We start from the raw sequence: 18,625 nt of genomic DNA, 5'->3' as shown, positions 1-18,625 counted from the left end.
GGGGCAGTCGGCCGGCATGCCCTCCTGCCCCTCCCGCCCTTCATGCCCGCGGCACAGGCTGTCGCGGCCAGTTCCGGTCCAGTCGATCGGCTTCGCGCGGCGACAGCTTCAGCGCGGCCACTTCATGCTCGCCGCGCGCGCCTTTCTGCACCGCGATCTGCAGGCCGAGCCGCAGCCCCGCCGTAACTTGCCGGTCGCTCGTCTGGATGGTCAGAAGCTCAGTCGGCATCCACGAGTCGACGCGCCGGAGCAGCGCGTCACGCCGGTCGAGCAGCGTGTCGATGCCGTGCGCATGCGCTTCGCCGCGATTCTTTGCGGTCAGCGATGCGATCCGGTCGTCGAGCGCGTCGGCTTCGCTGGCCGCGTGTTCGCGCAGGCGGCGCCGCAGCACGAAGCGCAGGTTCTGCACGCGGTTCTCGGCGACGTGGGACAGGTAGCGCTCGATTTTTTCACGGCCGGTCGCGAGCGCCCGTTCGTAGTCCGCCGTCGTGGCCGGAAGCGGATGCCCGGGCGTCACGCCGAACGCGAGGAGCCACGCGGGATCCTCGCGCAACGCCTTCTTGTACTGCGTGAAGTCCGCGAATTCGGTGTCGGCATTCGACGCGCGCACCTGCAGCCTGCCGCGTTCGCGCACGAGCGTCGCCTTGGCCTGGTGAAACGAGTCGTGAACCGGCACTTCGATCCCGATCAGCTTCGGGGAGAAAATCGACACGGTCGCGACATCGGCCGGGTGCGCGCTGCCCGTCTGCGCGTTCTGCAGTTGATCGCTGATGCTGACGTTCACGCCGACCTCGACGCCGACACGATGGCCGCTGCCGACACGATGGTTCTCGATCATCGTCTGGCCGCTTGCATCGACCGAATCGAGCTCGGCGCGCCGTACCCATTGATAGGTGCCGCCCGCCGCCGCATTCGCGCGTGCCGAGTACTGGCCCGCGCCGATCTTGACGCCGGCCCGCAGATCGGCCACGCCGCCGACTTTCCGCAGCCTGGCGGTCTGGTTGTTCCAGGCGACCGAGAAGTCGTCGTGGTCGAAGAAGCGGCTGCCGAGCTCGTTCCACAGCGCGCGCTCGCCCCTGCCCCGGCCGGCGTTGTCGAACAGGTAGCGGTTGACGGCCTTCAGTTGCCGCCGGCCGGCCGCATCGTCGTACGCGTCGTTATCCGGATGCAGGCGCCGCGCGATGCTCAGGTCGACGGTGCATTGCCCGGTATCGTCCCACTCGTGCCCGAGTTCGAGGTTGCCGGCCGCACGCGCGATCCCGATGTTGTGACCCACCTGGATGCCGCCGCCGGCCTCGAAGCGGTTTCTGCGCTGCGTACCGAAGCCGATCTTGTACGCGGCCGTGCTGCGGCTGTACTCGAGTACCGACTGGCGACCGTGCGACGCCTGCAGGTTGACGCGCGGCGCAATCCACGGGAACGACGCGGCGGTCGCGCTGATGCCGCGCGTGCTCGCGCCGATGATGCCGCCCTCCGTGACGACCGCCTTGCCGCTGCCTTCGAGCGCGTCGATGATGCGCTCGCCCGCGTCGCGGAAATGTGCGGTCGTCGTGCCGCGCGGCGTGACCGCTTTCCCGAGCGCGATGCGGTCGATCGTGTCGAACCGGGTGGCGACCGCGGCCGGCACGTCGTCGCCGATGTGCTTGCGCCAGCGGCCGAGTTTGTTCGCATCGAGCACGTCCGAGCCGCCGATCAGGTGCTTGCGCACGCGTTTGAGCGCGTCGGCGTGCGCCTGCGGATTTCGGTCGGCACCCGCCAGCGTGTCGCGGAACGCAACGAGCGCGCGGCGCACGCGTGCTTCGCGCCGCGTCGATCGGCCTACACCGGACGATGCGCGTTCGCCGGGCCTTTGCACGGTACGCCGTGCGAGCCGGTCGATTGTCGCGTCGTCGAGCGTGCGCACGACGCGTTCGGCGATGAGGCCGACCGTGGCGTCGTCGTATTGCATGCCGTACTCGACGGGCTGCCTGCCGGTGCCGGGCGCGGGTTCGGCGGTGCGCGACAATTCCGCCAGCACCGCGAGTTCGGCCGCGCCGACCGTCTCGTGAATCGCGCGGCTGTCCTTCCTCAGCTTTCCGGCGCCGCCCGCCGGTTCGCGAACCGCAGCGTGCGCTTGCATTGCAATGAACGCATCGCGAAGCGCGGCGTCGAGCACCTGTTCGTCCTTTGACCACGCGCCGAGGCTTGCGCCTTGCACCCCACCCTTCATCGCCGCGACGGCGCTCTTCCGGTACCCGAACGGCCGCACCGCGGCCGCGAACATCGAGCGCTGCGCCGCAACCGGCACGGCATCGTCGCGTTCGTCCGGCGCCGGATCGAAACGGTCCGACGTCGCGCGCGGAATCGTGTGATTCAGGAAGCGTGCGAGCCGGTTCTTCGTGGCGGCGAACGGCGTTCCCGGCCCGTCCGTGAAAAAGCCCTGGCGACCGGCGAGCAACGCGCCCTTGTCCGATGCGTTCAAGCCCGCCGCGCTCTGGCTTCGCCATAACCGCGACGCCGCACGCACGATCCACGCGGCATGGGCGCGCGGCGTGGCCGACGTATCGTCGATCAAGGCCCGTGCGTGGCGTTCGACGTCCGCCGGATCGGCTTCGCACCGCGTCGTGTCGACGAGGCGATCGGCGGCCTGCAGCCACACTCTCGGCGCATACCGCGCCGCGCCGTCCGCGGGCGGCCACGCGCGACCGGCCAGCGCATGCACGCAGTCGTAGCCGCTGGCGGTCTCCGCGAGTTTCTGCGCGGTTCGCCACGCGAGCGCCGTCAGATGGTTGTCGATGAAACCGGCATCGCGCGCCGGTTGCGACCGGAGCGACAAACCTTGCTGCAGGCGACGCAGCACGTCGCGCGCGAGCCCCGGCTGTTCGTGGCAGGAGTCGGACAGCGCATCGATCAGCAGTTCACCTTGGCTGGCCAGACCCGCCGGCGAGAGGCCCGGTGCCGACGCGAGCGCGTGCCGTACGTCCGCGACGAGGCGGTCGATGCTGGCCGGGTCGCGGTTGCTGAAGCAGCGATGCGCGGTCGCGGCCAGGCCATCGATCCGGTCGGCTGCATCGTCGGCTGGTGTCGTGCCGGCCGTGCGTGCGCTGAAGGCGCCGAGCGCCTGCTGCATCGATCGCACGGGCTTGCGCGTCGCGCTTTCCGGCGGCGCGTAGGCGAGCGATTCGGCCTGCGTCGTATCGGACAGTTCAGGCGGCGGAACGGCAACGTCCCGCGTGGAATCCTTCGTGTGATGCGGAAGAACCGGCCGGCCTTTCGTGCCGATCTTGAGCAACGACAGCGCGGTGAGATCCATCGGGAGATTCGGCCGCTTCGGATGGGCAATCGCGTTGCCGGCCGCCTTGGCGCGCGATTTGAGATTCGACTTCAGTCCGGCCAGGACACCGGTGACCTGGCCGGACCCTGACGCCGCCGGTGCCGATTCCGTGTGTGGTGGCGTGGTGGCCGGCGTATCAGCTGCATCGTCAGCCGCCCGTGCTTGCAGCGTGCCGGTCGATGGGTTGAGTGCGGGAGTCGACATCTCGCAGGAACAATCACGTAGTGGGATGCAGCCACTATCGCGACGGGACATGAAACTGCCGTGACGTGATGGAATGAATCCGATTTTATAGTAATAATCAGGAAACCTATTTTATTGTCGGTAAGCATTACACGGCCGGAACTTCGGATTTCCGCACGGCTTTTCGCGTGATGCGCGCGGCAATGCTCGTCTCCATCTAGTCTTTGAGCATTGGAATGTCCATTGACCCGATACGCATGCCCGCGGTCAATGCGGGGCGTTCGGTCATGGAGGCATGATGATTTCGATTCAGTATCCCGATTCGGTTTCGATGGGTGCATTGATGCATGGCGGCCAATCCGGTCAATCCAACGATCTTGCGTCCGTGCTCAAGGGAATCCTGCAGGACATCGAGGGACTGCTCGCCACGGAGTTCGGCGGCTCGCAGGCTCAAGGTCCGGTTGGTCAGTACCAGCACGCGCAGGTGTCGCCCATGCCGCTCGGTTTTCACGCGAACTTCACGCGGACACAGTCGTCCACCGACACGACGAAATCGGACGGCCCCGCCGCGCCTGCCGGAAACCAGACGCGATGTGCCGCGTCTCCGGACCCGACGATGGCGCCATTCGCGACCCAGGTGCCGAACGATCAGACGAAGCGTCCGCCCGGTGACAACCGGACGGCCCAGCAGATCATCGACGACAACCCGCTGCTGAAAAACCTCGGCAATCAGGGCGGCGTCAAGGACAACCTGAACAAATTCGTTGGCGGCAACTTGTACAACGATCCCGATCAGGCGTTCAAGGCGGCCGCGTTGCTCACCAACATCAAGAGTTCGGCGAACAGGAACGGCGACGCGCGCGATGCATCGGAGGTCGGCAACGGCAAGATCGACGGCTTCACGAAAGACGGCGACGCGCGTCACGGCACGGAAGCCGGGCTGCTGCAGGACGTGGTCGGTGGCGGCGGACATCCGGGAGGCGGCTGGGCACACCTCGAGCAGACGGGACACAAGCTCGACGAGACGAACGATTCTCACGTGAACCTCGACGGCACCAACAAGGACAATCTGCAGTGGGGGTTCGAGCAGGCCGGCAAGTATATCGGCGCGTTCTTCAAGGGCATCGGCAAGAGCCTCATCGACATCATCACGAAAGGCCGCATCAATCCGGTCTCCGCGGTCCTCACGGTCATCAAGGATGTGGGCGTGTCGGAGGCCAAGACGGCGATCGAGAACAGCAACCTCGGGAAGGATGCGAAGCAGACGGCGGACAAGGTCTTCGGCGTGCTCGACAACGTCTGACAACGTGTCGGCACGCGCGCACTGTTCAGCACCTTGAAGCGATAAACCTCGCCAATCAGGCGCGCCGCGGTGTGCGCGGCGTAATGCGAAAAACGATCTTCCCGTCGCCGGTGGGCACGCCGGTCCAGCCGTTACGCTTCATGAATTCAACGCAGACGCGATTGTCGGCCTCCACGACGCCCAATGCCTCCGGCGTCATGCGGAACAGCCATTCAAGCGCGGGCTTCCACAGAATGGCCCACCGCCCGTGGTACGCGGGCAGCACGGCCAGGTGAGCATGACCGCGATCGAGGATCATGCCGCCGATCGCGCGGCCGTCGCATACGAAACCGATCGACGGGCACCCGCTGTAATGCGCGATGAACACTTCCAGGCTGACGACCTGCAGCATGTCCGCTCTGCCGGCACGAAAGTACGACGCATCGGCCTCGTAGAAGACCGCCAGATCCGCGCGGTCTGCCAGGCGGAATCGATTCATCGCGCCGCTTCGAAGTCGTGGCCTTGCCGCTCGATGCCGAGCAAGCCGCGCATGACCTTGCGGGTGTCGGGGTCGGGGCTGTCCTGATGTTCGACCGCATAGCTGTGCCATAACGGATCGCCGAGCGCGTGCAGGCAGAGCGCCTTCAGGTCCGGGCGCTCGTCCTCATGCAACCCGTTGACCAGATGCAGCGCATCCTGGGGGCGTCCCCGCCGGATGGCGATCGCCACGGGAAATATCAACAGGGATCGCGCGGCGGGACGCGCGACGCAAAGCCGTTCCAGCAACCCCTCGGCTTCGTCGAAACGATCCCCCATGATGCTGTCGATCACCGCGCGTCCCAACTGGGCAACATCATCATCGTCGTCAGGTTGCATGAGCATTCTTTCCGAGTAGTGAATCGTTCAGGATTACGAATCGCTGCTGGCGGACGGCGGGGTCTCCAGGGTTTTCAGGCCCGACCCCAGCAGGCCCTGCATCAGCGCGTCGACCGGTGACGAGCTGGCGGCATCCTTGCCGCCTGCCCCGGTAATACCTTCGATGACTTTCGCCCCGACTTCTGCAATTGCACCCATTTGATTCTCCTGATTCCAGTGTGAGACTCGATTGATGCGAACTCTGGCCGCCCTTCGCTGCTCCAGATCGCAATGAAAAGACTAGCGCGCGGGGGACATGCCCGGCGCCCGCGAACCGAACCGACGTGCCGCGAAGCGAATGTGCGCGAGCACGTTGTTCGCAGCCGCCCGGCCCGCGCAGCCGGATACCCGTTCAGAAGTCGGCTTTCTGATTCAGGTCGCCGACGCTCATGGTGAACTGCGATGACGAGAAGACCGCGTTGCCGCCAGGGCCTTCCGTCGGGGCGAGTTTGCTGTCGACGCCGAGAACATCGCGGCCGCCCGTCATGAGCCGCTTGATCTCATCGCTCGCACCGGAGTTGAACGAAAGCTGGCCGGTCTGCTGATCGTAGCGTCCGACGGAATTGCCGCTGCCGTTGAACAGATTGCCGTTCTGGTCCATCTTCAGGTGCAGTGCGTCTCCGCCGGCCGGCGAGTTGAACTTGACGTCGCGCAGCCCCTGGCCCTGGCCTGGCCCGAAACCATCGCCGGGCATTCCGTTGCCGTAACCGCCACCGGTCTGAATGCCATCGCCGTTCATGCCGTTGCCGCCCATCGGCATGCCATTACCACCCATCGGCATCCCGTTCCCACCCATCGGCATCCCATTACCGCCCATCGGCATCCCGTTCCCACCCATCGGCATGCCGTTCCCGTAGCCGCCGCCCATGTCGTCGCCCGCGCCGCCGTTGCCGCCATCGGCACCACCGCCCATCCCCAGCATGTCGGTAATCAGTTTCTCGATGTCTTGCTTCAGCTTCTGCAAGATGCCAAGACCACCCATGATTCCGCCACCGGAAAGACCTTGCGGCGACATATTCGACGAACTGCCGAAGATTGCGCTCAGGCAACCTGACGTGATGTCGTTCATGTATTTGCTCCCGCTGAAAAATTGTGGATCGCCAGAAGAACCGGACGCACCGTCCGTGGGCGGCCCGATTCACCGTCAGACTATGGGCACGCACGCGCGAACCTGGCGACCGATGCGAAGCCGCGTCATGCGAACCGAACCGGTCGATCACCGCGCGATGCGGATAGCGGCGTGCGCGGCGCGACGGTTCGTTGCCGCGCAGGATTCGTCGCCCCATTCAGCGCTTCGTGCGCGCCGGCATGCACGACCATCGCGTCGCCGACAATCTCGATGCCGTCATGGCTGCGTCATCGGCGCATCGACGCGACCCGTTCGTCCGCCTGATCCGGTCGCGACGCTTACTACGTCTTCGGAGCCAACACCATGTCGAACCCACAAGTCGTGTCGAATATCCTGCTGACGATGTTTTCCTGGGGCGTGCGTTGCGGCTCGCGTGCCGAGCTCGAGGACATGCTGCCGGCGTTGCGCGTACTGCACCCGCACGGCCCGACCGGCGACATCTGCGAAGCGCGGCTCGAGATCGGCTCGTCGAACTGGCTTGCCGCGTCGCAGGTGCTGCGGCAGATCGACGAGCGCGGCGACGGCGGGCCGATTAGTTGGGCCTTGCAGAGCTGGTGCCTGTACATGCAGGGCGATATCGATTGGCAGCGTTGCGCGCGTGCGGTGCTCGCGAACGGTCACCCGACCGCGATCGCGATCGTCGACCGCTTTCTCGCGGCGGCCAGCGACGATCAGCACGTGGGCTACCGCAGCGCCGACGCGCACGCGCGCGTCGCGGAAGCGCTCAGTTCGAACCGCGTGCAAGCGGCCTGATTCGAGCCGGCACGATCCGCATGTTCCTGAACCCCTCCTGCGACCTCATCGTGTGCTGCGCATCGCGTGCGGCACGCACGCTGGCGTCGGCGATGACGCTGGCCGCCCTCGCGGCCTGCGCCGCGCCCCATGTCGTGCCGGCCGATGACGACTTGCCCGCGATGCTGCGGGCCGGCCCGGCCCAGCACCTCGACCAGGTGCTGACCGCGCGCGGCCAGACCATTTACGAATGCCGCCATGACGGCGCGGTGCGTTTGTGGGCCCGCGAAGGCGATCTTGCGACGCTCGTCGACCCGCAGCGCCAGAGCGTCGGCACCGTCGCGCCGGGCGGCTATTTCACGGCCTACGACAGCAGCTACGTCGTCGTGCGCGCCGATGCAGTCGCGCAGGTCACGGCCGGCACGCCGGTCTGGACGCGCTTCGTCGCGCGTCATCGTCCGGGCGGCGTGATGCGCGGCGGACGTTTTGCGCGCACGTCGATGATCCAGCAGGTCGCCACCAGCGGCGGCCTGCCGCCGGATCCGCTGTGCGATCGCGAAGGCAGCACGCTGCTGGTGCCGTATGGCGCGACCTATCTGATTTACAGCGCGCGCGCCGGCAGCGCGGCGAATGCGCCGACGCAAACCGGCCGCGGCGGCGCAATGCCGGCGCCGTGGCACGCGCCGGTTCATCCGGCAAACGGTACGGTACCGATTCCAAACAACTGACCAATACTCAATCAAAGTCAGTTGATACTTTACGGCCTGTAATATTTCGCGAAAGCCCTTGCGCCACAAGGCTGGCGCAGGCGATTTGTTAGACATTTTGCTCTTGAAATGAGCAATTGACCAAATATTGAGCGATGAAAAATTGATTGAATAATCGCTTAACGTCGCCCAATTCCGCCCAATTGTTCCAATATTTTTTTCTCGGCGTGACAGGTTCCAGGCCGCGTCATGTCATTTCTTGCGTTATTTAACAAAATGTTACGGATCTAGCGAGGGCCTCCCCCTACCTTTCGTGGGCCGGGACAGGCGCTGTCGTGTCCTCCCGAGCGTCCAAGTAAAAGAGCGATGTCTTCGCGAGGTGCCCATTGAAACTGGCAATCTTTACCCACGATTCGGCGTTGTTTCATCTGATTCAAAGCTGTCTGGTCGGCGATGGCGTCATCTGCACGCGCTATAGCGAGGACATCGATCTGGCGCGTGCGCTGCATCGGGAAGAATTCAGCGCGATCGTGTTCGACGCATCCGCGGGCATGGATGCGTCTCACCCGGTGCTGGCCCGGCGTGCGTGTTACGGCGACCGGCGCGCGCCGCTGATCGCGATCGGCGAATTTCTCGCGCACGACCGGGCGATCGCCGCGTTGAGCGCGGGCGCCGACGATATCGTGCTGAAGCCGGTCGATCCGCGCGAGCTACGCTTGCGCTTCCTGCTCGCGGTGCATCGCTTCACCGGCAATCCCGCGGAGTCCGGCAAGCCGCAGCCGACCGACGACGAAATCGGCATGGGTATCTACCGGTTGAGCCGCCGCAACGGCAGCGTGGAAATGAACGGCAAGGTGGTACGCCTGACCACCCGCGAATTCGCGATTGCGTGGGTGCTGTTCTCGCAGCACGGCAATTACGTGACGCGGCGCGCGATCGCCGCGACCGTGTGGGGCAGTTCCGAGGAAATCGTCGGGCGCACGCTCGAGCAGCACATCTACAAACTGCGCAAGAAGCTGCTGCTCGACGGCGCGTGCGGCATCGTGCTGCGCACGATGTACGCGCACGGCTACCGGATCGAGCGCGTGGTCGAGCGGGTGATGGCGCAGGTTGGCGAGCCGGCCAACGCGCGGCTGCTCCGCGCGCCGGCGGCCGGGCCGTCCAAGCTGCTGACGAGCGACAGCGAGGCCGCGTGCAACACCTAGGCGTCGTGGCGCATGGCGTGCGGCTACAGCGTTTTCAGATACGCGCGGGCGTCGTTGATTCCCGCAGGGCCGATATTCTGCTCGATCGAGTCGAGCGAATCGCTCAGCCTGTTGCGGACTCCCTGCCGGTCGCCTGACGATAGCCCGTTCGACGCGTCGACGATCGCGTTGAACGAGGACTGCCAGTCCCCTTCGTTGAGTGCCAGCAAGAAGAGCTTCGGATCCGCTGCGAGCCCCTCGACGATCGGTTTGAGTTGCTCCGGCGGGATGCCACGCGTGCTGTTCGCGATGCCGGACAGATTCGTTCGTGCGTCGCGAAGCGAGTCCGGCGTGGTGGGCTCGGGGGAGCGGAAGATGGCCGTCTGCAGCGCGATCAGGATATTTGCCCGATTTCCCGCCGGGAGGCTCCGGGCCGCGGCAAGCGATTGGTCGAAAACGACTTGCTGTGCTGCGCGCGGCAGCGTGCCGTTGATGAGGGTGGAAGCGTGATACACACCTGCCGCCGCGAGTGCCGGGGGGCGCATGCGGCTGAAGGCCGAGATGCATTGCGCGAGCTGAGCCGTATGATCCTCCGCCTGGACGGGCGCGATGCGCGTCATCGCCTCGGACATCTTTCCGCCAATCGTGAGGAAGAGCGTCTCCGGGGCGTGCTCGCTCGACGCCGGGATCGTGTGCGAGTCCGCGCGCGATGCGACCATCCCGGTGAGCCGATGCAGTTTGTCCAGGTCAGTAGCGGAGTCGATCTCGTCCCGCAACGTGCTGAGCGAATCGACCGGGGAATGCGCGGTGCTTTCGGCTTGCGGCGACCCCGCGACATCCGGCCTCTGCGACGTGCGGCTCGCCGGCCGCGTGCTCAAGCCGCCGAGCGGCCCCTCGGTCGCGCGAAGTTCCGTGGACCCGCGCCGCTGCGCATGGGCAGACGCGGGGGCTTGTTCTTCAACGTGCGACCCGGCGATCGGGCTTGGCGGTCTTGGTCCGACAGGGAGTGTCATGATGTCCTCGTTAGGTTGAATGATTCGCAGACCGAAGATACGTTCGTCATGGACGGCCGAACGAACGCGATGCGATCCGGTCGATCGAATTGCGTATGGACGTCCGTTGCGCGGCGGGCGCACCGCACGACATCCACCAGTCATCAGAATTCGATCAGCCGCGGCGACAGCAGCACCAGCCGTTCCATGTGGCTGTGCTGGTTCTCGCGATAGCGGAACAGGCCGCCGAGCAGCGGGATCTTCGACAGCACCGGAATGCCGCTCTCCCCGTTCGACGTGTTGTCTACCCGATAGCCGGCGATCAGCAGGCTTTCCCCCTGCGATACGACCGCCTCGGTGTTGATCGTGCTGGTCGTGATGACCGGAATGTTGTCGACCTTCTCCGAGGTCGTCATGCCGTCTTCGACGTGGACCTGCAGCTTGATCTGGGTCCGCCCGTCTTCGTCGACGACCATCGGCAGCACGCGCAGCGACGTGCCGGTCGAGATCGCGTACAGGTCGCCCGACGTGTAGCCCTGTACCCGGACATAAAAGCGCTTCTTGTTGTCCATCACGGCTTCGACGTTGTCGAGCGTCGCCACCTTCGGGCTGGCATCGATCTTGGCGAGATTGCTGTCTTCGAGCGCATTGACGCGCGCCATCAGGTAGCGCCCCGCATCGCCGAGCACGGCGGTCAGCGACAGGCCGGCCGGCGTCGCGTTGAGGATCGTGCTGCCCTTCGAATCGGTGCCGCTGAAGATCGGGTTCAACTGCCCGTTCGAATAGCTGTTGGCCGCCGTCGTGCCGGTGCCGGTCTGGATGTCGATGTGGCTGTTGTGCGCGCGCCAGTCGACGCCGAGCTGGCGCAGCGCCGAATCGTCGATTTCGATGATGTGCGCTTCGATCTCGACCAGCCGCCGCCGCACATCCAGCTGATCGATCAGCGACTGATACTGGCCGATGCGCTGCGGCAAGTCGCGGATCAGCACGGAGTTGGTACGCGGATCGGCCTTGATCACGGGCAGCATGCCGGTGCCCGACGGCACCGCGCCGGTGCCGCTGCCGCCGGCGTTCGCGTAGCCGCCGTCCGCGCCGCGGCCCGGCGTCGGCGGCTGCGCGGCAAACTGCGGCGCGCTGCCCGAGCCGCGACCGAAGAAGGCGGGCAACGGCGGATTGACGCCGCCGCTGGCCGGGTTGAACGGCGAGCCGCCGCCGGTGCCGCCGGACGCATCGGTCATCGGCGTCTGGCGCTCCATGCCGGGCGCCATGGTGCTCGCGCCGAGGCCCGGGTTCCCGTCCGTATCGTCCTTGCCCGCGTGATACATCTCCGCCAGCACGCGTGCGACGCCCGGCACCGTCACGGTCTTGCCGTCGATCACCACGTCGTGATCGGCCGCCCAGCCATGTTTCAGCGGGAAAATGCGCACGCCGGTACCGACCCGCCGGTTCGCGTTCTGATCGAGGCGCGACGCGAGATTGGCGACCAGCGCCACGTACTGGCTCGGGCCGGTCACCAGCGCCGCGCCCATCGACGGATCGTAGACGATCGGGAAGCGCTTGTTCTCCAGCCCCATCTGCGCAAGCGTCGAGCGCAATTCCTTCGTGCGGGCGAAGTCGAGATGAATCACGCGGCGCGTCACGTCGCTGGCGCTGCTGATCGACAACACGCTGCCGTCGTAGAACCAGACGAACCCGAACGTCGACGACAGCGTATCGAGGAAGCGCCGCGGCGACATGTCGAAGCGGCCGGACACCGCGCCATGCACGTCGCCGGCCACCGACGCGACGACGCCCTGGCTGGCCGCGAAATCCCGCAGCACGTCTTTCAGGTCCTTGCCCTCCACCTCGATGTGCACGGCCGAGGTCCGGAACGGCACGTCGGCCGCCAGCGCGGGACGCGCGCCATCGCCGACGGCCAGGGAAAGGATCAGGCACAGTTTGAGGCTGGCGGCGAATCGCCTTCCCCACCGATTGCGACGCGAAATGACTGTCATGTGGTTTGCCGGCTGCTTGGAAATTGATGGGGCGAACGCGGGGTGCGTCGCTGCGGCGGATTCGGCGGACTCGGCTGATTCAGCGCTTGAGCGTGTCCGACGGCGCTTCGTCGAACTGGCGCCGGTAGCCGTTGACCAGCGTCGAGCGGCTCTGCACGCCCCATCTCGCGGCGGCGAACAGCACGCTCGGCGCGCCCAGGGTGGTGCCGCTTTCGAGCTCCGCGCGAATCCGCTCCATGCGCTTCTGGCGAATGATTTCGGTCGGCGTCGACCCGAGGCTGTTCTTGAACGCGCTCTGCAACGCGCGCTCGGTCACGCCGATCTCGGCCGCCACCTCGCGCACCGACAGGTCGCTGCGATCGAGGTTTTCCATCAGGTAGCGATACGCGCGCCGATACCTGGCCGGCAAGCGCGCACCGACATCGTCGAGCTGCTCGGTCACGCGTTTCGCGCGATGGGCGAACGGCGCGAGCGCCGCCGAAGCATCCCGCAGGCACTGCATCGCGACGAGCGCATAACGGCTGTACAGCTGCGCCGCATCGGCGTCGCGGCCCTGCGCGGCCCGTGTTTTCGCGAGGCAGTACAGGGATTCGAGTTTCCAGCGGCCTTGCGCGGCACGCCGGTCGGCACCGAGCGGCGCCAGCATGGTTTCCGCGAGCTGCGGCGCGCCGCCGGCCAGCCCGGCGAGCGCGATCTCGATCCGCACCGCGTACTGATACGCATAGAGGCCGTTTGCCATCGCCCAGTTCAGGTGCGCGACCGCGGCTTGCGCGGCTTCGCGCTGCCCGGCGGCGAGACGCTGCACGTGGCCCAGATAGTCGATCCGGCCGCGCAGCAGCGGCGAGCGCACGTGTGCGACGGCCGATGCAAACTGTCCTGCCTCATCGACGGGCGACGCCCTTCCGGCCGTCAGGCCCGACTGCCAGAACACGTGATCGGCCAGCTGTGCGGCGGTGCGGAGCGCATTCTGCACGCGCAGGTCGTAACGCAACGTGTCGATCAGTTCGCGCCATACCGGCAGTTGCGGCATCGCGGCATCGCCGGCCCCGGCCTGCGCATCGAGCATGACCTCGAGTTCGCCGAGCAGCCCTTCGGCCTCATGCAGTTGCCCCAGTTCGAGCAGCACGCACAGCGCGCCGAAGCGCCCTTCCATCGATTGGCGGGATTCGAGCCGCGGATCGTCGACGATGGACATGAAGCACGACATCGCGGTGCCGAACCGGTGACGGAAAAAGGCCTGCCAGCCGGCGTTCCGGCACGACGCGATGCGCAAGTCGCGGCGGGACGAGCGGATCATCTTCTGCGCTTCCCGGTAAGAATCCTCCGCATCCTCGTCGATGCCGAGCATGGTTTGCAGGTCGGCCTGAATCTGCATGCAGCCCGATGCGCTGCTTTCATCGTGATCGCATTGCTCCGCGCAGCGGCTCGTGTACGACATCGTCTCCACGATCTTTCCGTCGAGCAGCATGCCGAGATGGTCGGGTTGCGCATCGTGACAGGCCAGCACCGAAACGAGCGGAAAATAGAGGCTTGAAAACATGTCGTACTCCATATTTATTGATCGGGAGTGTCGACATGAATCGATTGACGACACCAGCCGCCGGCATATCGCTTGCGCACCCGTTGATGCAGGGCGTCGAGCAGCGTGCCGGGCTATGGGAGCAATGTAGACGAGGACGACATGTTGAACATTCAACAAACCTAACGCCGCGCCCCGATTTGAGGAGTGTTGAAATTCCGGCCGTGTTTATGCGGTTTCAGCGGTTTCAGCAGCCGAAGCACAATCGGCTGCGATTCAATGAGCGGCCGGCCCCGGCCCGCCCGCGAGTTCGCGCATCTGTCCGGCGAACAGGCGCAAGTCGAGCTGATCGTGGATCTGATCGACGAAGATCCCGCAGAACAACGCGAGGATCAGTACGGCCATCGCGCCCTTGATCGGCTGGCTGAGTGCGCTGAGCTCGAGCTTTTGCGCCGACTTGGATGCCAGGTTGGCGCCCAGGTCGATCAGGACCATCACGAACACCATCGGCGCGGCGAGCTTGGCGATCATCTGCATCAGCGTATCGGTCTGACGCAACACGAACATCTCGAGGAAGTTCATGTCGATGGGCGTCCGGGCGGCCACCGGCCACCAGCGGTACGACTCGTACAACGCCTGCAGCAGGAATTCCATCCCGCCGAGCGACCAGAACGCGACGATCGCGACCTGGCTGAGCAAGGTGCCCGACGGTGTCGATTTTTCCGAGCGCATCGGGTTGGTCAGCTGCGCGTTGTTGTAGCCGCTGAGATTGTCGAGATAGATGCCCGCGCTCTCCGCGACCCAGAACACCGTCGCGGCGGCAAACCCCAGCACGGTGCCGATCAGCGCTTCCCGCAGCGCGATCACGACCAGCCCGGTGCCGGCCAGCGATCCGGCGAAACCCACCGGTTGCGCGATCGCGATGTAGAGGCTGAAGATCAGCGCGACGCCGTTGCGCAACGGCCCCTGCAGGATGCCGTCGGCGGTCGGCGGGAACAGCGTCAGGATCACGAGGAGCCGGATCGAGCACACGCCGAGCACCAGCAGGTCCTGAACCAGTTGCGGGCCGACCTGCAGAAATTGATCGTTCATGCTCAGCCGCGACGCGCCAGCGCCAGTTCTTCCGCCGCTTCGTCCTCGGCGTCGAGCTCGATCTGGTCGAGCGTCCGTTCGAGCTGCGTCGTGCGCGTGCGGCACATGTCGATGCGGCCGCGGTTCTGCGCGATCGCGCGACGTGCATCAGCCACTTGCCGGTCTTTCGCGGCCACGGCGTCGCGCTGCGTGTCGAGTTCCGCCCGCGTGGCCAGCACCTGCGCGTCGACCACTTCGAGGTAACGACGGCAGCCGTCGAAATCGTCGATCGCGAACGGCTCCGCGCCGGTCATCATGCCGGCGATGCGCGCACGCTGACGCGCGACGATCGCGTTGAGTTCCGCGAGCCGGGCCGTCGTGTGTTCGACGCGCGCCTGGAGTTCCGCGTGCTCGCGCCGTCGCGCGTCGAGTGCGCCGCGCAACTCGGGTTCCATTCGCTCGCGGCGTGCGCCCGCGCGCTTGAGCGCCGAAATCCGGCGCGAGATCGTGCGCATCAGAACGTGCCTCCGCCGCCGGCCTGTGCCAGCTCCATCATCATCGCCTCGGTATCGGCGGGGTCCGCATAGTGATCGGTCCGCTGCGACAGGAACGCATTGATCGCGTCGATCTTCGCGATCGCTTCGTCGGACAGCGGATTCGAACCGGGCTGGTATTCGCCGACCTGCAGCAGCATCTCGACGTCGCGGTAGCGAGCCAGCAATTCGCGCAGCCGGGTCGACGCCGCGAGATAGCCGGGCGAGACGACTTGCGGCATCACGCGCGACAGGCTGCCCAGCACGTCGATGGCCGGATAGCGGTTCTTCGCCGCGATCTCGCGCGACAGGATCAGATGGCCGTCGAGCACGCCGCGCACCTCTTCCGCGATCGGGTCGCTGCCCGACTCGTCTTCCGCGAGCACCGTGTAGAGCGCGGTGATCGAACCGGTGGCGCCCATGCCGGCACGTTCGAGCAGGCGCGGCAGCTCGGCGAAGATCGACGGCGGAAAACCGCGTCGCGCCGGCGGTTCGCCGGCAGCGAGGCCGATCTCGCGGCCGGCGCGCGCGAAACGCGTCAGCGAATCCATCATCAGCAACACGCGCTTGCCTTCGTCGCGAAAGTGCTCGGCAATCGCGGTCGCGACATAGGCGGCCTTCGCGCGCTCGATCGAAGAGCGGTCGGAGGTTGCGCACACCACCACCGAACGCGCCATGCCCTGCTGGCCGAGAATCAGCTCGACGAACTCGCGCACTTCGCGTCCGCGTTCGCCGATCAGCGCGATCACGTTGATATCGCATTGCGCGCCGCGCGCGAGCATGCCGAGCAACGTGCTCTTGCCCACGCCGGCCGGCGCGAAGATGCCGATCCGCTGGCCTTCCGCGAAGGTCGTCATCGCGTCGATCACGCGCACGCCGGTCGGCATGGTTTCCTCGATCATGCGGCGCGTCATCGGGCTCGGCGGATCCGCGAAGATCGGCCGCGCCTGCGCGTCATCCATGCCGAGCGGGCCGAGGCCGTCGATCGGTTCGCCGAGACTGTCGATCACGCGCCCGAGCAGCCGGTCGCCGACCTTCACGGACAGCGGCCGGCCGAGCCCGACGACGCGCGTCGAGCGCGAGACCTGCGTCAGCCGGGCGAACGGCGACACGAGCGCATAGTCGCGCGTGAACCCGATCACTTCGCCGTGCTGCAGCAGTGTGCCGTCCGGCGCGCGCAGCTCGCAAAGCTCGCCGAGCTGCAGGTCGAGGCCCGCGACCTTGATCAGCGTGCCGATCACTTCGGTGATCTTGCCGCTTTGATGCACGCGCACGCTGGCGCGCAGTTCGCGTTCGATGGCGTCGGTCAGGTTGCGCAGCCGCGTGTCGTGCACGGGTGCAGTGCGTTTGCCGGCGGCCGGCGCATCGGCGTCGCCCACAAGCGGCCCTGCTGGCATATCGGTCAGAGCCATGTGTCGGCCTCCTCCGCTTGCGCATCGCCGCTTGCGTCCGTTGCAGCCGCATCGATCCGATCCGTCGGCGCGTCGTCGTCATTCGCGACCATCTGTTCGTCATCGGCACCGCCGGCTTCCTGAACCGACTCCTTCAGCGCACGCGCGATGGCCGCCCGCATCGTCCGCAATTGCGTCGACACGCTCGCGTCGATCAGGCCGACGTCGGATTCGCACAGGCAACTGCCGCGCGCGAGCCGCCGGTCTGCCGACACGGTGACCGGCAACGGCCGTCCGAGGTCGCGCCAGCGGCTCGCGAGGCCGTCGAATGCGGTGCGCGCATCGTCCAGGTCATCCGGATGAACCGCGACCCGCAGGCAGGTCGAGCCCTCGACGATCCGGTCGACGGCCGACAGCGCCCGCTCGAACAGCGCGCTCGTGCCTTCGCTGCGCACGATCTGCTCGACCGCGACGGCAACGATCTCGGCCATGCGCCCGCGCATCCGGTCCTGTGCCGCCCGCGCGTCGCTGCCCGCCTGAGCCACGTTGACCAGCCAGTCCGCGGCGCCGCGCGCGCTGCCTTCCTCGAAGCCACGCTGCGCGGCCGACGCGAACTCGGCGCGCGCCGCGTCCAGCAGCGCGTCCGCGTCGGCACGGCCGGCGGCGACGATGCGCCGCGCCTCGTCGCGCGCGGCGTCGAGTTCGGCGCGGGCATCCTGCCCGGCCTGCCGGTAGGCCGTCTCGATGTCGACCAGCGTCCCGAACACTTCGCGCGGCAGGATATCGCCATGCGCGCCGAACCGCGGGCGCGGGTCGTCCGCCGAAGAATCGGCTTGTCGCGGCTTGCTCAGCCAGATAACCATGCGTACTCCGGCAACAGATGAGGGAGTTCGGCAAACAGCGCGTCGGTGCCGTGCCGGTCGAGGTCGGCCGGAATCCGGTCGACCCAGCGATGCGGCGAGCCCGACGCGAGTGCCGCGTGGCGCGACACCGGCCGGTATCCGGCCGCGTCGTCCGCATCGACCGGCAACGCGAGACGCAGCAGCGGGCACGGCGAATGCGCGCTGCCCAGGTCGCGCCGGATCAGTGCATGCCCTTCCAGCGCGAGCGTTGTGCCATCGATTGCCGTGACCGGCGGAATCGGCGTGCGCGCGGCCATCTGCTCGATGTCGGGCATCGCCTGCCGTTTGCCCGGCTGCTCGACGATCAGCCGGTCGAGCGGGAGCCCCGACCATTCGGCGACGCGCGCGCGCATGCGCTTGTCGACGATCCGCCGTATCTCGCCGCGCCGGAAGCGCAGCGCGCGAATGCGCAGCACGCGCAAGCCGGCCTCCGGCGGCAACGCGTCGACGCACAGCGCGCCCGGACCGGTGGCGGCCTGGAGGTCGGGCAGCGGCAGCCCCACGCAGCGAAGCAGCGCCAACGAGCACGCGTCCAGGCACGCGCGCAGGCGGATCGCGGCGTCGGCGCCTTCATCTGCCGCTGGGTATACCGCCGGCGCGTCTGCACCGCGTTGCCCGGCCATCGTGCGTGCCAGCGCGACGGCCGCGGCCTCGTCGATGCCGAGCGCGCACGCCAGCCACGACGGATGCGCCCATTGCAGCACGCTCCGCGCATTGCGCTGCCACGCCGCCAGCGCGGCAGCGGCCAATCGATAGGACATGTCGGTCATCGCATTCA

Annotated in this window: 17 protein-coding genes; 4 read left to right on the top strand and 13 right to left on the bottom strand. The window is 66.8% G+C overall.

Annotated elements, in window-relative coordinates:
* Positions 1-40 precede the first annotated feature (40 nt).
* On the bottom strand, positions 41-3,292 hold the full coding sequence (locus H3H55_RS34655) for a hypothetical protein (protein WP_193102694.1): 3,252 nt from the start codon (positions 3,290-3,292) through the stop codon (positions 41-43).
* Positions 3,293-3,881: 589 nt separating this feature from the next.
* Between H3H55_RS34655 and H3H55_RS34650 the strand changes: the two genes are divergently transcribed.
* Entirely contained in the window at positions 3,882-4,799 is a 918-nt protein-coding gene (locus H3H55_RS34650) for a hypothetical protein (RefSeq protein WP_319022352.1), read from the top strand.
* Positions 4,800-4,854: 55 nt separating this feature from the next.
* Here the strand turns inward: H3H55_RS34650 and H3H55_RS34645 are convergent, their stop codons facing one another.
* From H3H55_RS34645 to H3H55_RS34630, 4 genes are all read right to left on the bottom strand, one after another.
* Positions 4,855-5,277 (bottom strand): GNAT family N-acetyltransferase, encoded by a 423-nt coding sequence (locus H3H55_RS34645; RefSeq protein WP_193102693.1) that lies wholly within the window; start codon positions 5,275-5,277, stop codon positions 4,855-4,857.
* Entirely contained in the window at positions 5,274-5,654 is a 381-nt protein-coding gene (locus tag H3H55_RS34640; RefSeq protein WP_193102692.1) for an HrpB1 family type III secretion system apparatus protein, read from the bottom strand. Before H3H55_RS34640 ends, H3H55_RS34645 begins: the two co-directional genes overlap by 4 nt.
* 33 nt (positions 5,655-5,687) lie before the next feature.
* Positions 5,688-5,852: a hypothetical protein gene (locus H3H55_RS34635; protein WP_193102691.1), complete on the bottom strand. Its 165-nt coding sequence runs from the start codon at positions 5,850-5,852 to the stop codon at positions 5,688-5,690.
* 193 nt (positions 5,853-6,045) lie between these two features.
* Positions 6,046-6,762: a hypothetical protein gene (locus tag H3H55_RS34630; RefSeq protein ID WP_129518178.1), complete on the bottom strand. Its 717-nt coding sequence runs from the start codon at positions 6,760-6,762 to the stop codon at positions 6,046-6,048.
* Between the two features lie 363 nt (positions 6,763-7,125).
* On the opposite strand from H3H55_RS34630, the gene H3H55_RS34625 reads away from it, so the two are divergent.
* The 3 genes from H3H55_RS34625 (at position 7,126) to H3H55_RS34615 (ending at position 9,466) form a co-directional block, all read left to right on the top strand.
* Positions 7,126-7,575 (top strand): HrpB1 family type III secretion system apparatus protein, encoded by a 450-nt coding sequence (locus H3H55_RS34625; RefSeq protein ID WP_193102690.1) that lies wholly within the window; start codon positions 7,126-7,128, stop codon positions 7,573-7,575.
* A gap of 20 nt (positions 7,576-7,595) precedes the next feature.
* On the top strand, positions 7,596-8,282 hold the full coding sequence (locus H3H55_RS34620) for a DUF3455 domain-containing protein (protein WP_193102689.1): 687 nt from the start codon (positions 7,596-7,598) through the stop codon (positions 8,280-8,282).
* A 398-nt stretch (positions 8,283-8,680) separates the two neighbouring features.
* Positions 8,681-9,466 (top strand): response regulator transcription factor, encoded by a 786-nt coding sequence (locus H3H55_RS34615; protein ID WP_129518181.1) that lies wholly within the window; start codon positions 8,681-8,683, stop codon positions 9,464-9,466.
* A 23-nt stretch (positions 9,467-9,489) separates the two neighbouring features.
* Here H3H55_RS34615 and H3H55_RS34610 read toward each other — a convergent pair whose 3' ends face one another.
* The 8 genes from H3H55_RS34610 to H3H55_RS34575 all read right to left on the bottom strand — a co-directional run bounded on the left by H3H55_RS34610 (position 9,490) and on the right by H3H55_RS34575 (position 18,617).
* Entirely contained in the window at positions 9,490-10,458 is a 969-nt protein-coding gene (locus H3H55_RS34610; protein WP_193102688.1) for a hypothetical protein, read from the bottom strand.
* A gap of 143 nt (positions 10,459-10,601) precedes the next feature.
* Positions 10,602-12,431: a type III secretion system outer membrane ring subunit SctC gene (gene sctC, locus H3H55_RS34605; RefSeq protein ID WP_193102687.1), complete on the bottom strand. Its 1,830-nt coding sequence runs from the start codon at positions 12,429-12,431 to the stop codon at positions 10,602-10,604.
* A gap of 79 nt (positions 12,432-12,510) precedes the next feature.
* Positions 12,511-13,971 (bottom strand): helix-turn-helix transcriptional regulator, encoded by a 1,461-nt coding sequence (locus tag H3H55_RS34600; RefSeq protein ID WP_193102686.1) that lies wholly within the window; start codon positions 13,969-13,971, stop codon positions 12,511-12,513.
* Positions 13,972-14,226: 255 nt separating this feature from the next.
* Positions 14,227-15,042, bottom strand: a complete 816-nt coding sequence (gene sctT, locus H3H55_RS34595; RefSeq protein WP_193102685.1) for a type III secretion system export apparatus subunit SctT — start codon at positions 15,040-15,042, stop codon at positions 14,227-14,229.
* 2 nt (positions 15,043-15,044) lie between these two features.
* Positions 15,045-15,536, bottom strand: a complete 492-nt coding sequence (locus H3H55_RS34590; RefSeq protein ID WP_193102684.1) for a type III secretion protein — start codon at positions 15,534-15,536, stop codon at positions 15,045-15,047.
* Positions 15,536-16,966 (bottom strand): type III secretion system ATPase SctN, encoded by a 1,431-nt coding sequence (sctN, locus tag H3H55_RS34585; RefSeq protein WP_226800687.1) that lies wholly within the window; start codon positions 16,964-16,966, stop codon positions 15,536-15,538. The genes H3H55_RS34590 and sctN overlap by 1 nt, the downstream gene beginning before the upstream one ends.
* Positions 16,957-17,808, bottom strand: coding sequence for a type III secretion system stator protein SctL (gene sctL, locus H3H55_RS34580; protein ID WP_193102683.1), 852 nt, complete (start codon positions 17,806-17,808; stop codon positions 16,957-16,959). The genes sctN and sctL overlap by 10 nt, the downstream gene beginning before the upstream one ends.
* Positions 17,793-18,617, bottom strand: a complete 825-nt coding sequence (locus H3H55_RS34575) for a type III secretion protein HrpB4 (RefSeq protein WP_193102682.1) — start codon at positions 18,615-18,617, stop codon at positions 17,793-17,795. Before H3H55_RS34575 ends, sctL begins: the two co-directional genes overlap by 16 nt.
* Positions 18,618-18,625: the final 8 nt, after the last annotated feature.

Source organism: Burkholderia sp. Z1 (genome assembly GCF_014893795.1).
Taxonomy (GTDB): domain Bacteria; phylum Pseudomonadota; class Gammaproteobacteria; order Burkholderiales; family Burkholderiaceae; genus Burkholderia; species Burkholderia theae.
The sequence above is the reverse complement of the archived record's forward strand: the minus strand, read 5'-3'. Positions and strand labels throughout refer to the sequence as shown.

Excerpts from the sequence above, each read along its gene's own strand:
- sctC (WP_193102687.1), bottom strand. The coding sequence starts at position 12,431 with ATGACAGTCATTTCGCGTCGCAATCGGTGGGGAAGGCGATTCGCCGCC.
- H3H55_RS34590 (WP_193102684.1), bottom strand. The coding sequence starts at position 15,536 with ATGCGCACGATCTCGCGCCGGATTTCGGCGCTCAAGCGCGCGGGCGCA.
- sctN (WP_226800687.1), bottom strand. The coding sequence starts at position 16,966 with ATGGCTCTGACCGATATGCCAGCAGGGCCGCTTGTGGGCGACGCCGAT.
- sctL (WP_193102683.1), bottom strand. The coding sequence starts at position 17,808 with ATGGTTATCTGGCTGAGCAAGCCGCGACAAGCCGATTCTTCGGCGGAC.
- sctT (WP_193102685.1), bottom strand. The coding sequence starts at position 15,042 with ATGAACGATCAATTTCTGCAGGTCGGCCCGCAACTGGTTCAGGACCTG.
- H3H55_RS34620 (WP_193102689.1), top strand. The coding sequence starts at position 7,596 with ATGTTCCTGAACCCCTCCTGCGACCTCATCGTGTGCTGCGCATCGCGT.
- H3H55_RS34600 (WP_193102686.1), bottom strand. The coding sequence starts at position 13,971 with ATGTTTTCAAGCCTCTATTTTCCGCTCGTTTCGGTGCTGGCCTGTCAC.
- H3H55_RS34640 (WP_193102692.1), bottom strand. The coding sequence starts at position 5,654 with ATGCAACCTGACGACGATGATGATGTTGCCCAGTTGGGACGCGCGGTG.
- H3H55_RS34630 (WP_129518178.1), bottom strand. The coding sequence starts at position 6,762 with ATGAACGACATCACGTCAGGTTGCCTGAGCGCAATCTTCGGCAGTTCG.
- H3H55_RS34625 (WP_193102690.1), top strand. The coding sequence starts at position 7,126 with ATGTCGAACCCACAAGTCGTGTCGAATATCCTGCTGACGATGTTTTCC.
- H3H55_RS34610 (WP_193102688.1), bottom strand. The coding sequence starts at position 10,458 with ATGACACTCCCTGTCGGACCAAGACCGCCAAGCCCGATCGCCGGGTCG.
- H3H55_RS34655 (WP_193102694.1), bottom strand. The coding sequence starts at position 3,292 with ATGGATCTCACCGCGCTGTCGTTGCTCAAGATCGGCACGAAAGGCCGG.
- H3H55_RS34635 (WP_193102691.1), bottom strand. The coding sequence starts at position 5,852 with ATGGGTGCAATTGCAGAAGTCGGGGCGAAAGTCATCGAAGGTATTACC.
- H3H55_RS34575 (WP_193102682.1), bottom strand. The coding sequence starts at position 18,617 with ATGACCGACATGTCCTATCGATTGGCCGCTGCCGCGCTGGCGGCGTGG.
- H3H55_RS34645 (WP_193102693.1), bottom strand. The coding sequence starts at position 5,277 with ATGAATCGATTCCGCCTGGCAGACCGCGCGGATCTGGCGGTCTTCTAC.